The sequence below is a fragment of the Nocardia sp. JMUB6875 genome (genome assembly GCF_041154655.1).
GTDB lineage: Bacteria > Actinomycetota > Actinomycetes > Mycobacteriales > Mycobacteriaceae > Nocardia.
Genome location: NZ_BAAFGR010000038.1, coordinates 39,944 through 51,840, shown reverse-complemented (window position 1 = coordinate 51,840; position 11,897 = coordinate 39,944). Strand labels below are relative to the sequence as shown.

General features: G+C 66.8%; 12 protein-coding genes. 3 read left to right on the top strand and 9 right to left on the bottom strand.

Annotated features, from left to right (window positions below):
• Both ACAM49_RS12510 and ACAM49_RS12505 read right to left on the bottom strand, forming a co-directional pair.
• On the bottom strand, nucleotides 1–740 hold a 740-nt coding region (locus ACAM49_RS12510), incomplete at its 3' end, for a serine hydrolase domain-containing protein (protein ID WP_369635632.1).
• A 66-nt stretch (nucleotides 741–806) separates the two neighbouring features.
• Nucleotides 807–2,210 (bottom strand): MFS transporter, encoded by a 1,404-nt coding sequence (locus ACAM49_RS12505; protein WP_369635631.1) that lies wholly within the window; start codon nucleotides 2,208–2,210, stop codon nucleotides 807–809.
• A gap of 100 nt (nucleotides 2,211–2,310) precedes the next feature.
• Between ACAM49_RS12505 and ACAM49_RS12500 the strand changes: the two genes are divergently transcribed.
• Nucleotides 2,311–2,787, top strand: coding sequence for a winged helix-turn-helix transcriptional regulator (locus tag ACAM49_RS12500; protein ID WP_369635630.1), 477 nt, complete (start codon nucleotides 2,311–2,313; stop codon nucleotides 2,785–2,787).
• Between the two features lie 17 nt (nucleotides 2,788–2,804).
• Here the strand turns inward: ACAM49_RS12500 and ACAM49_RS12495 are convergent, their stop codons facing one another.
• Both ACAM49_RS12495 and ACAM49_RS12490 read right to left on the bottom strand, forming a co-directional pair.
• Complete coding sequence (locus ACAM49_RS12495; protein WP_369635629.1) at nucleotides 2,805–3,914, bottom strand: winged helix DNA-binding domain-containing protein; 1,110 nt, start codon at nucleotides 3,912–3,914, stop codon at nucleotides 2,805–2,807.
• A 149-nt stretch (nucleotides 3,915–4,063) separates the two neighbouring features.
• The gene (locus ACAM49_RS12490; protein ID WP_369635628.1) at nucleotides 4,064–5,230 is read right to left on the bottom strand and encodes an acetyl-CoA C-acyltransferase; all 1,167 of its coding nucleotides are present in this window, start codon (nucleotides 5,228–5,230) and stop codon (nucleotides 4,064–4,066) included.
• Nucleotides 5,231–5,417: 187 nt separating this feature from the next.
• Here ACAM49_RS12490 and ACAM49_RS12485 point away from each other — a divergent pair, with 187 nt between their 5' ends.
• Entirely contained in the window at nucleotides 5,418–6,089 is a 672-nt protein-coding gene (locus ACAM49_RS12485; protein ID WP_369635636.1) for a YoaK family protein, read from the top strand.
• A gap of 71 nt (nucleotides 6,090–6,160) precedes the next feature.
• Entirely contained in the window at nucleotides 6,161–6,748 is a 588-nt protein-coding gene (locus ACAM49_RS12480) for an HdeD family acid-resistance protein (RefSeq protein ID WP_369635627.1), read from the top strand.
• An 86-nt stretch (nucleotides 6,749–6,834) separates the two neighbouring features.
• Here ACAM49_RS12480 and ACAM49_RS12475 read toward each other — a convergent pair whose 3' ends face one another.
• The 5 genes from ACAM49_RS12475 to ACAM49_RS12455 are packed head-to-tail and all read right to left on the bottom strand — an operon-like array spanning nucleotide 6,835 to nucleotide 11,855.
• On the bottom strand, nucleotides 6,835–7,713 hold the full coding sequence (locus ACAM49_RS12475; protein ID WP_369635626.1) for a phosphoribulokinase: 879 nt from the start codon (nucleotides 7,711–7,713) through the stop codon (nucleotides 6,835–6,837).
• A 47-nt stretch (nucleotides 7,714–7,760) separates the two neighbouring features.
• Nucleotides 7,761–8,837 (bottom strand): class 1 fructose-bisphosphatase, encoded by a 1,077-nt coding sequence (locus ACAM49_RS12470; RefSeq protein WP_369635625.1) that lies wholly within the window; start codon nucleotides 8,835–8,837, stop codon nucleotides 7,761–7,763.
• Between the two features lie 16 nt (nucleotides 8,838–8,853).
• Nucleotides 8,854–9,942, bottom strand: coding sequence for an AAA family ATPase (locus ACAM49_RS12465; protein WP_369635624.1), 1,089 nt, complete (start codon nucleotides 9,940–9,942; stop codon nucleotides 8,854–8,856).
• A 25-nt stretch (nucleotides 9,943–9,967) separates the two neighbouring features.
• A complete protein-coding gene (locus tag ACAM49_RS12460) occupies nucleotides 9,968–10,390 on the bottom strand; it encodes a ribulose bisphosphate carboxylase small subunit (protein ID WP_369635623.1) in 423 nt (140 codons plus the stop codon).
• Nucleotides 10,391–10,406: 16 nt separating this feature from the next.
• Nucleotides 10,407–11,855 carry a form I ribulose bisphosphate carboxylase large subunit gene (locus ACAM49_RS12455; RefSeq protein WP_369635622.1) on the bottom strand — a complete coding sequence of 483 codons (1,449 nt, stop codon included), beginning with the start codon at nucleotides 11,853–11,855 and terminating at the stop codon, nucleotides 10,407–10,409.
• Nucleotides 11,856–11,897: the final 42 nt, after the last annotated feature.

Genomic DNA, 11,897 nt, shown 5'->3' with positions numbered 1-11,897 from the left:
GGGCCGCGGATGGCGGTGTCGCCCGGGGCTGGGAGGGAGGTGTCGGGGAGCTGGTTCGGGGTGGTGATGCGGCCGGCGAGCTCCTCGGAATACGTTCGGCCGGTGACCTTTTCGACCAGCATTCCGGCGACGATGAAGTTGGTGTTGGTGTACTTGAACCGCTCCCCCGGCGCGAACTGCGCGGGTCGGCGCAGCGCTATGGCAACCTCCTCGGCCGGCGTGAAGGTGCGGCCGGTGGCCGCGGCCTTCACCTCGTCGATTTCCGGGTCCTCGGACAGTTCCGGTAGGCCGCTGCGGTGTTGGAGGATCTGCCGCACGGTGATCGCGTGGCCGTCCACGCCGTTGCCGCTCAGCAGGCCCGGTAGATAGGTGTCGACGGGCTCGTCCAGGCGCAGCCTGCCCTCCGATACCAGCTGCAGGATGAGCGCCGCCGCAAAGGTTTTGGAGACGCTGCCGATCCGGACCTGCTGTGGCGGGGCCATGGGGATCGGGGCCTTGGTGGCGCGATCGGCGACCCCGGCGGTGAGGGTCACCGTCTGGCCGTTCTCGGTAAGGGTGGCGATCACGCCCGTGGTGCCGTCGCGCACCAGGGCGTCGATATCGGTGCGGATGCGGTCGACTCGCTTGGGCGACACCGCCATCGGGGTGGTGGACACCGGCTGCGGTGTCGTGGTGGCCACCGTCGCGCACCCCGCTGCGCCCACCGCCACCAGCGCTGTCACCATCAGCCCGATTCGCATACTCCGACGGTAGGGACGGCCGGGGCGCCGAACATCCGGACAACCCCTGAAACCGCCCCTGAGAAGCTACCCGGAGACCGGTGCGGGTCTGGCGATTCGCGCGGCCAGGCCGAGCACACCCGCCACCACGGATGCGGCCGCGATGGCATACCAACCGTGTTGGAACGCTTCGAGAGTGGCGTGCGGGCCGTCGGGTGAACCGAGCACCGCCACGAAAACCGCCACGCCCACGGCCATTCCGATCTGCCGGGCCATGCTCAGCACCGCCGAACCGGTCGCGAATCGCTGGGGCGGCAGTCCGGCCGTGCCCGCCGCGACGCTGGTCGGCATGGTCAGTCCGACGCCGAGGCCGGTCACCAGCATGCCGCCGAGCAATCCCGCCGCGTAGTTCGGATGCAGCGTGACCGCCTGCGCCCACCACACGAGTCCGGCCGCGAAGGAGACTCCGCCCAGCGCCAGCACCGGCCCCGCGCCCACCCGGGCGATGAGCTTGCCCGCCGACACCGCGACGAAGGGCACCATCAGCGGGCCGGGCGCGATCGCCAGCCCGGTCTTCAGCGCCGACCAGCCCCAGACGTTCTGCATCCACAACACCACCGACAGCAGCATCCCCGCGAACGCGATATTGAACAGCAGCGAATTGCCCATCATGAGCGCGAAATTCGGCACCCGCAGCAATCCGGGATCCACGACCGGACTGTGATGGCGCAGCGACGAGACGACGAACACCACCCCGAACACGACCGCCGCCACGAACGCGCCGAGCACGCCCGCCGAACCCCAACCCCAGTCCGGCCCCTTGACCAGGGCCAGGATCAGCGAGGCCACCGACGCGATCAGCGTGAGCGCCCCGAGCCCGTCCGGCAGCGCGCCGCCCGAACCCGCGGGCCTGGGCAGCAGCCGCAGCCCGACCACCAGCGCGATCACGCCGATCGGCACATTCACCAGAAATACCCAGCGCCAATGGAATTCGACGAGCACCCCGCCGATCACGGGCCCCAGCGCGGCACCCAGTCCGCCGAAGGCGACCCACAATCGCACGGCCGTGGCCCGCTTCTCGGGCGGCGTGGCAGCCATCAGCAGGCCCAGTGACGAGGGTGTCAGCAGCGCCGCGCCCGCCGCCTGGGCGACCCGGAATGCCACCAGCGCACCGGTATTCCACGCGACCGCGCACAGCGCCGATCCCAGCACGAAGATGCCGAGCCCGGCCAGGAAGGTGGTCTTGTTCCCGTTCCGGTCGCCGAGCCGCCCGGCGGGCACCAGCAGCGCCGCGTAGACGATCGAATACGCGTTCAGCACCCACGACAGCCCCGAGATGCGCGCCCCGGAGAAATCCTCGGCGATCCGCGGCAGTGCCACATTCACGATGAACAGATCCAGGCTCGACAGCACCACGGCCACCGCGACGATGCCCAGCACCAGCCGCGGATCCACCGCCCGCCGTTCCTCTTGCGCGACAGCCGTACTCATCGATCTCCCCCGCCCGGTCGACAACCGATCCCAGTGAGTTTCTTCATAGGACGGACCATAGGCCAGTGAGTCTCTTGAAGCAACCGACTATGCTGTGTGCATGCGGCGAACCAGCTTCGAGGACATGAACTGCTCCATCGCCCAATGCCTGGAGGTGGTGGGCGAATGGTGGACCCTGCTCATCGTCCGGGACGCCCTGTTCGGCATCACCCGCTTCGACGACTTCCGCTCGCGGCTCGGAATCGCCCGCAATGTCCTCACTCAGCGCCTGGAACACCTTGTGGCGCAGGGCATTCTGGAGAAGACCCCGTACCAGGACAACCCCGTCCGCTACGACTACGTGCTCACCGACAAGGGCCGTTCACTCTGGACGATCGTGGCCGCCATGCGGCAGTGGGGTGATGAATGGGCCGCCCCGGACGGGCCGCCGATCGAGGCCGTCCACAAGGCCTGCGACCACGTCATGACCGTCCAGCCCGTGTGCTCGGAATGCGGCGATCACCTCACCGCGAAGGACCTTCGCCTGCAACTCGGCCCGGGCGCGCACGACCCGGACCTGCTGCCCAGCCGAAAGTAGAGAGACCGGCGACCGATTCAGGCGGCGCGGACTGCGTTCACCGGCTGGCCGATGGCCGCCGCGATGCGGGGTAGTTCGGCGGTGATCGGCGCGGTCGGAACGGGTGCGCCGTCGAACATGGAGACCACCAGATCGCCCTTGTCGAGGTCCCAGGTTCCGGCGATGCGGCCGCCGACCAGGACCAGGGGCGAGATCCAACCCGCGGTACGGCTGACCTTGGCGCGATGGTCGCCGGGAAGCAGGGCGGTGTCGCCGGTTCCGGGCCCCAGGACGTACTGGTCGAACTGGCCGAGGAGGTGAACCGCGGAGGACGGCTTGGTCTTTCGTAGTTCGTCGAGGTGTTCGGTGAGGAAGTAGCCGGTGCGGCCCTCGACCTCGATTTCGGTGAGCTCATCGCCGAGCGCCGAAAACCAGCGCCGCACAGTCGTTTTGCTCAGGAACCCGCGAGTCAGCCAGTTGTTGAAGATCTCCGGCGTCGCGGGACCGTACGCGCCCAGGTAGGTGCGGATGACAAGCGGCGCGGCCGCGTCCGGATCCGGAATGCCGGACCAGCCGGGAATCACGTGGGCCGGATTGCTGAACGTCACCGAGGTTCCGCGACTCGATCCGTAACAGAGCGCCCCCTGCCAGGCCAGCGGCTTGAGCATCGACCCCCACCCCGACCGCAGATGCGCCTCCAACGGCTGGAACCGAGGTTCGGCGATGAGCTCCCCGACCAACTCGTCACGCGTGAGCACCCTGCCGTCGAGAATCTCACCGACCGCCTTCACCATCGCGGCGACATCCTCCGGCGTGGCCCCGGCCGCCTTCGTCCACGCCGGCTTCTCCCACGTCCGCGCCGACGCCATCAGCGACAGAGCCGCGGCTCCGATCTCCGGCGTGAGGGCATGCAATGTCCCCCGCATGGCCCACGTCTTCATCAGGGTCCCCTCCCCCAACGCCTCGACGACCGCCCCCGGCTTACCGGCCGACCGCCGCAGTGCCACAGCGGTTTCCGCCGCCGAGGTGACCTGCGCCTGCACCCCGCACAGCCGCTCGACCACGGCCAGCACATCACCCTTGGTCCGCGGATCAACGAACTGCCGCCGCACCCGCCAGCTGAACACCTGATCCCACGAAACCTTCACAACGCCTCCACCTGTCCGCCGCGGCCGCACAACCGACCTCAGCTTAGAACCGCTCCCCGACACGATCCGCGTTCTCCAGGGCGTGGGGCCGAGCGCGTGGAAAATCAGCCGGGTCCGGCGGCCCCCTACGCCACCGGACCCGGCGGAGCTCAGAGGCGTTCGATGATGGTGGCGTTGGCGAGGCCGCCGGCCTCGCACATGGTCATGAGGCCGTAGCGGCCGCCGGTCTGCTCGAGATGGTTGAGCATGGTGGTGAGGATGCGGGTGCCGGAGGCGCCGAGGGGGTGGCCGAGGGCGATGGCGCCGCCGCGGGGGTTGAGTTTGGCCGGGTCGGCGGCCAGTTCGTGGGCCCAGACCAGGGGGACGGGGGCGAAGGCCTCGTTGACCTCGTAGGCGTCGATGTCGTTGATGGACAGGCCCGCTCGGGCGAGGACCTTGCGGGTGGCGGGGATGACGGCGGTCAGCATGAGCAGCGGGTCGTCGCCGGTGACGGCGAAGGAGTGGAAGCGGGCGCGGGGCTTCAGGCCCAGCTGGGTGGCCTTCTCCTCGCTCATGATGAGTGCCGCGGACGCGCCGTCGGTGAGCGGCGAGGAGTTGCCCGGGGTGATGGACCACTCGATTTCCGGGAAGCGGGCCTTGAATTCGGCGTCGACGAACGCGGGCTTCAGGCCGGCCAGGCCCTCGACGGTGGTGCTGGGCCGGATGGTCTCGTCGGCGGTGAGGCTGCCAGCGGCGACCAATTCGTTGTCGAAGCCGCCGGATGCGGCGGTGGCCGCGGCCAATTGGTGCGAGCGCGCCGCGAATTCGTCCAGGGCGGTCCGGTCGAACTTCCAGCGGGCCGCGATCACCTCCGCCGAAATGCCCTGCTGCACAAGCCCGTCCGGGTACCGGTGCGCGATCGGGCCACGGTTGGCGTCCTTGCCCTGGGCGTTGGAGAACATCGGCACCCGCGACATGGATTCCACACCGCAGGCGATGGCGATGTCGTAGGCCCCCGCGATCACGCCCTGCGCCGCGAAATGCGCCGCCTGCTGTGAGGATCCACACTGCCGATCCACCGTTGTGGCGGGTACGGACTCCGGAAATCCGGCCGCCAGCACCGCGGTCCGCGAGATATTGAACGCCTGCTCACCGCTCTGGGTTACGCAACCGCCGATCACATCATCGACCAGTGCCGGATCGATTCCGGTGCGCTCGACCAGGCTCTGCAGCACCCCGGACAGCAGTGTCGCCGGATGCACTTCCGACAGGCCGCCACCGATTTTCCCCTTACCGGAAGGGGTGCGGACGGCGTCGACGATGACGGCGGAGGTCATGACTTCTCCTTGTTCCCACTGGACGAGCCGGATGTGAATTCCGGTTAACATACGCACTGTACCGCACCGCGGGGCGCGCCGACAGCCGCCCGGATTTTCGCCTCCCGGACACCGTGATTCGGATTGCTAGCCTGTTGCTGTGACTTCGACGCGCAAGCGCAACCCCGAACCCTTCTGGGACCTCGAAATGCGGCTGTCCGCGGTGCTGTCGGTCCTGGCGGGATTCATCGGCGCGGCCGCGTACACCCATTCCGCGGGCTACTTCGTCACCTTCATGACCGGCAATACCGAACGTGCGATCCTGGGCAATTTCTCCGGCGACGAGGTCCTCGCCGCCGGTGCGGCCGCCATCATCGTCTGCTTCCTGGCCGGGGTCTTCGTGGCTTCGATCTGCCGCCGCCACTGGTGGACGAACCATCCGCACGGCGCGACCATGCTCACCACTGGCGCGCTACTGGGCGCGGCCGTGGTCGACTTCTTCCTGGAAGAGCGCGGAATCGGCTTGGTCCCGATCCTTTTCGTGGCCTTCGGCATGGGCGCGCTCAACACCTCGTTCGTGAAGAACGGAGAGGTATCCATCCCGGTCAGTTATGTGACCGGCACCTTGGTGAAATTCGCGCAGGGCCTGGAACGCCATATTGCCGGTGAGGGCGATGCCCGCAACTGGCTCGGCTATGCGACGCAATATTTTTCGTTCGCACTCGGCGCGCTCATCGGTGGTCTCGTATCCCTGGTGATCGACGGGTATTACATGCTCAACGCGGCTTTTCTCGGCTCATTGATCGTGGCCGCCTACACCTGGCGCGCGGACATTCGGTGGGTGCGCCGGAACATGCGACTCTCCGCCGACGAAGGCTGAGATACGTCACAGCCTCGCAACACATAGCTAATTGAGCGATATTCGTCCTATCTGGTCATATTCTGGCGAACATGACAACCAGCAAAGAGGGAGTTTACGAGGGGCCGGTCCAAGCACTGGCCCGCAGTGCGTGGCAGTCGATCCTGGTCACCGGTCTTCTCTCGGTGGTGCTGGGCATCCTGATTCTCGTCTGGCCCGGGCCCACCCTGGTCGTCGCCGGCGTCCTGTTCGGTATCTACCTGCTCGTGTCCGGTGTCTTCCAGCTGATCGCGGCATTCGGTCTGCACGTCAGCACCTGGATGCGGGTGCTGTCGTTCATCACCGCGATCCTGTCCTTCGTTCTGGGTTTCTTCTGCTTCCGCAATGAGTTCCAGGCCATCGGCCTGCTGGCGCTGTGGATCGGCATCACCTGGATCTTCCGCGGCACCGCCACCCTGGTGGCCGCGATGTCCGATGTCGCGCTGCCGGGCCGGGGCTGGCAGGTCCTGTTCGGCGTGCTGCTCATCGTCGGTGGCGGCCTGCTGATCGTGGAGCCCTTCCGCTCCATCGGCGCGCTGGTCATCGTGGTGGGCTGCTGGCTGATCGCCATCGGTGTCTTCGAGGTGATCACGGCCTTCCAGGTGAAGAGCCGCGCCAAGAAGGTCCCCGCGGGACTCTGAGCCTTCGAGGGCTCACGGCTCGCGACAACCATCCACGGCGGTCGTCCTTCGGGGCGGCCGCCGTTTCTGTTGCACCACAAGAATTCTCAGCGCAGCCGTTTGGGCCGCTTGTCCATCAGCCGCAGGATCAGCGGCGTGAAGATCAGCTGCATGGCCAGATCCATCTTGCCGCCGGGCACCACGATGCTGTTGGGCCGCGACATGAACGAATCGTGCAGCATGGACAGCAGATACGGGAAGTCGATCACCTTCGGATCGGCGAAGCGGATCACCACGAAACTCTCGTCCGCGGTCGGAATGGTCCGGGCGGTGAACGGATTCGAGGTGTCGACCGTCGGCACCCGCTGGAAGTTCACATAGGTCCGCGAGAACTGCGGGCAGATGTGCTTCACGTAGTCGGGCATGCGCCGCAGGATGGTGTCGATGATGGCCTCGCTGGAGTATCCGCGTTCGGTCTTGTCGCGGTGCACCTTCTGAATCCACTCCAGATTGATGATGGGCACCACGCCGACCAGCAGATCCGCGTAGCGCGCCACATCGACGTCCTCGCCGACCGCCGCGCCGTGCAGACCCTCGTAGAACAGCAGATCGCTGCCCGGCGCGAGTTCCTCCCACGGCGTGAACGTGCCCGCGGGCTGCCCGAAGGGTTTGGCCTCATCGTCATCGTGCAGATACCGCCGCACCGAGCCGACCCCGGTCTCCCCGTATTCGCGGAACAGCGCTTCCAGCTCGCTGAGCAGATTCGCCTCCGGCCCGAAATGTGAGAAGGTCAGATTGCGCTGCTGTTCGGCCTCGGCCATGGCCAGCTTCATCTCGTTGCGGTCGTAGCGATGGAACGAATCCCCTTCCACGATGGCCGCGTTGATTCCCTCGCGGCGGAAGATCTCCTGGAAGGTTCGCGTGACGCTGGTCGTCCCCGCACCGGACGACCCGGTGATCGCGACCACGGGATGTTTGACCGACATGGCACCTCCTCGATTGCCGGACAACAGATTTCGCGCATGCGCGAAACTCAGTGGCGGGCCGACCGGAACAGCGAGCGCGAACCGAACAGGGAGGCATCGAAACTCGGCCCCTCCTCCGGTTCGCGGTGATAGCGCTCGATCCGCTCGACCTCGTTGCGGGACCCGAAGATGAACGGGACCCGCTGATGCAGTTCCTCCGGACGCACATCCAGCACCCGCTCGTGCCCGGTGGTCGCCGCGCCCCCGGCCTGTTCGACGATGAAGGCGATCGGATTCGCCCCGTACAGCAGCGCGACCCGGCCCGGACGATCCGGATGCCGGGTGTCGCGCGGATACATGTAGAGCCCGCCGCGGGTGAGGATGTGGAAGGTGTCGGCCACCAGGGAGGCGACCCAGCGCATATTGAAATCCCGCCCGCGCGGTCCGTCGACGCCCTCGAGGCATTCGTGGACATAGCGGCGCACCGGCCGCTCCCAGAACCGCTCATTGGCGGCATTGATCGCGAAACCCGAAGTGTCGTCCGGAATTCGCATGCGCGGATGGGTGAGCACGAACGCGCCCACCTCACGGTCGAGGGTGAATCCGTCCACCCCGTTGCCGGTGGTCAGCACCAGCATCGTGGCCGGACCGTAGAGCGTGAAGCCCGCGCACACCTGCTGCACGCCCGGCTGCAGGAAGTCCGCACCGGTCGCCTCGCGCCCGTCCTCCGGCGCCCGCAGCACGCTGAAGATCGTTCCCACCGGCAGATTCACATCGATATTGCTGGAGCCGTCCAGCGGATCGAAGGCCAGCAGATACTTCCCGCGCCGGTACTCGCTCGGCACCGGATGGCAATCGCGCATCTGCTCCGACACCAGCGCCGAGAGCGGCCCGGTCCACTGACTCTCGGCCACCATCACGTCATTGGCGATGGCATCCATCTTGCGGTGCACGGTGAACGGCAGGTTCTCGGCACCGGTCGCACCCAGCGAGCCGATGATGGCTCCCCGGGTGACCTGGTTCGCGATGATCTTGGTGGCGGTGGCGAGCACATTGAGCAGCGCCGAGAACTCCCCGGACGCGCCGGGCTGGCGGTGCTCCGACTCGATGGTGTAGCGGGTGAGGGTCTTCAGTCCTTCGGGCACAATCGCTCTCAATTCGTCATGGAGGGGCCCCTTCGTCAGCAGACCCGTTCGAGTCGGTAGGGGCGTCCGCGAACACGCTGCTGCCCAGGACATCGCTGTCGGTCAGCGTGATGAGATCCGCGCGGCCGACCGGCCGATGCAGCTCCACCAGGCGCTTGGCCTGGCGTAACCGGCAGCGGTCGAGGGCATTGCGCACGCTGCGGGCATTGGCGAAGCGGGGGCGGGCCATGCGCAGCAGCAGGTATCGCGAGAAGGCCTCGGCGGCAGCGGGATCGAAGCGGAAGTTCTCCTGGCGCACCATGAGTTCGGCGATGGCCATGAGTTCGTCGTGGGTGTAGTCGGGGAACTCGATGTGGTGGGCGACCCGGGAGGACAGGCCCGGATTGGCGGAGAAGAAGGTCTCCATGCGGTCGGGATAACCGGCGAAGATGACCACCAGGCTGGTGCGCTCGTTCTCCATCTCCTGCAACAGGATTTCGATGACCTCCTGCCCGTAGTCGCGCTCGTTCTCCGGGCGGAACAGGTAGTAGGCCTCGTCGATGAACAGCACTCCCCCGGCGGCCTTGGCCAGCGCCTCCTTGGTCTTGGGCGCGGTGTGGCCGATGAACTGGCCGACCAGGTCATCGCGAGTGACGGTGTGCACCTTGGGTTTGCGGATGTACCCGAGGGCGTGCAGCATCTCGGCCATGCGCAGGGCGACCGTGGTCTTGCCGGTGCCGGGCCCGCCGGTGAAGCTCATGTGCATGGTCGGGCGGGTAGCCTGGAGGCCGAAGCGCTGACGGGCGCGATCGATGAGCAGCAGGGCCGCGATTTCCCGCACTCGCCGTTTGACATTCGCCAGGCCGACCAGTTCGGCGTCCAGGCGGGTGAGGGTGTCCTCGACGTCCTTGCCCGCGATGTCGGTCGACAAGTCCAGCAGCGCGTCATCAGCGAGCGGACTCAGGTGGTCGGCCGCCGAATCCTCCGGTCCGGGAGGGCCCTCGGCGGCCGTACCGCGCACCGGAACGGGGCTCGTGACCCCGGGTCGATGCATCTGGAACCCGCCCGCCGGACGGCCGGCTGCAGGCTGCCGGCCGTCCGGAACCGCGGGGCGTTCCGCGCTCACGATAACCTCCCGTCCCGAAACGTCTTCAGCCGCCATACCTTTCGCCCGGACGATCGTCGGTGGCATAGGCGTGGAAGCCGTAGTGCTGGCGACGGTCGTCTGATTCGGTGCGATCCAGGCGGAAGCCCGGCTCGCGCTCGGGGCGCTGCACGATGAAGCTCAATGCCGTGGTCTGGCGGCCGTAGGAGGCGTCGTAGGCGTTCACACGAATGTAGTGGCGCGGGAACGTCGCCCGGCAGGCATTGATCTCGGCGAGCACACCGTCGGGTTCGTCCAGATCGAACAGCGGCAGGCCCCACATCTCCCAGTAGTTGTTGCGCGGATGCGGATCGTCGGTGTACTCGATCGACACCGGCCAGTTGTTGAGCAGCGCGTAGCGGACCTGGGCGGCGATTTCGGTGTCGTCGAGATCCGGCAGGTGCGAGAAGGTGCCCTGGCGCAAATGCATTGGTGGTCCTCGGCTTTCAGCGCGTGGCCGTGGGGACGGCGTCGGGGGCGTCGGTGGAGGTGTAGTCGAAGGTGACATCACCCCAGGTCGCGAGGGCGACATCGAGCGGCCGGTTGATCTCGGCGGCGCGGCGCAGCACGTCCGGGCCCTCCTTGAGCAGATCGCGACCCTCGTTGCGCGCCTTGACGACCGCCTCGAGCGCGACCCGATTGGCCTCGGCGCCCGCGGCGATGCCCATCGGGTGGCCGATGGTGCCGCCGCCGAATTGCAGGATCACGTCATCGCCGAACAGGTCCAGCAGCTGATGCATCTGGCCGGCGTGAATACCGCCCGAGGCCACCGGCATGACACCGGGCAGGCTGGCCCAATCCTGGTCGAAGAAGATGCCATTGGCCGGATTCATGGGAACGTGGCCGTCGCGCAGGGTGTCGTAGAAGCCGCGGACCGTGTGCGGGTCGCCTTCCAGCTTGCCCACGACGGTGCCCGCGTGCACGTGATCGACGCCGATCAACCGGCACCACTTGGCCAGCACCCGGAAACTCACGCCGTGCGTCTTCTGCCTGGTGTAGGTGGAATGCCCGGCCCGGTGCAGGTGCAGCAACATGCCATTGCGGCGCGCCCACTTGGCCATCGATTGCATGGCCGTGTAGCCGACGGTCAGGTCCATCATGATGATGCAGCTGCCCAGCGACTTGGCGAACTCGGCCCGCTCGTACATGTCCTCCATGTCCGCGGCGGTGACATTGAGGTAATGGCCTTTCAATTCACCGGTTTCGGCGATCGCCCGGTTGACGCCCTCCATGGCGAACAGGAAACGATCGCGCCAGCGCATGAACGGCTGCGAGTTGATGTTCTCGTCATCCTTGGTGAAATCGAGACCGCCCTTGCAGGCCTCGTACACCACGCGACCGTAGTTGCGCGCGGAGAGACCCAATTTCGGTTTCACCGTGGCGCCGAGGAGTGGGCGTCCGTATTTGTTGAGATATTCGCGCTCCATAACGATTCCGTGCGCGGGACCCTGAAAGGTCTTGACATATGCGACGGGAATACGCATGTCCTCCAGGCGCAATGCTTGTAATGGCTTGAAACCGAAGACATTGCCGATGACCGAGGAGGTGAGATTGGTGATCGAGCCCTCCTCGAACAGGTCGAGATCGTAGGCGATGTAGGCGAAGTACTCGCCCGGGCGGCCCGGCACCTCGTCCACCCGGTAGCACTTGCCCTGGTAGCGGTTGTGCGCGGTGAGCCGGTCGGTCCAGACGACCGTCCATGTCGCGGTGGAGGATTCGCCGGCCACCGCGGCCGACGCCTCGACCGGGTCCACGCCCTTTTGCGGGGTCACCCGGAAAACCGCCAGCACATCGGTGTCCTTGGGCTGATAGTCGGGGGCGTAGTATCCCATCGACGCGTACGACTGCACACCCGGATCCCACCGGCCGCGCCGATCATCGTCAGATCCCGCCATCTTTCCTCCTGTGAACCGGGTTGAGCTGCTTGCGATTCCCAG

Bases quoted from the DNA above. Each gene is read 5' to 3' on its own strand.
- ACAM49_RS12455 (WP_369635622.1), bottom strand. From the start codon at position 11,855: ATGGCGGGATCTGACGATGATCGGCGCGGCCGGTGGGATCCGGGTGTG.
- ACAM49_RS12475 (WP_369635626.1), bottom strand. From the start codon at position 7,713: ATGTCGGTCAAACATCCCGTGGTCGCGATCACCGGGTCGTCCGGTGCG.
- ACAM49_RS12460 (WP_369635623.1), bottom strand. From the start codon at position 10,390: ATGCATTTGCGCCAGGGCACCTTCTCGCACCTGCCGGATCTCGACGAC.
- ACAM49_RS12485 (WP_369635636.1), top strand. From the start codon at position 5,418: ATGCGGCTGTCCGCGGTGCTGTCGGTCCTGGCGGGATTCATCGGCGCG.
- ACAM49_RS12490 (WP_369635628.1), bottom strand. From the start codon at position 5,230: ATGACCTCCGCCGTCATCGTCGACGCCGTCCGCACCCCTTCCGGTAAG.
- ACAM49_RS12500 (WP_369635630.1), top strand. From the start codon at position 2,311: ATGCGGCGAACCAGCTTCGAGGACATGAACTGCTCCATCGCCCAATGC.
- ACAM49_RS12505 (WP_369635631.1), bottom strand. From the start codon at position 2,210: ATGAGTACGGCTGTCGCGCAAGAGGAACGGCGGGCGGTGGATCCGCGG.
- ACAM49_RS12480 (WP_369635627.1), top strand. From the start codon at position 6,161: ATGACAACCAGCAAAGAGGGAGTTTACGAGGGGCCGGTCCAAGCACTG.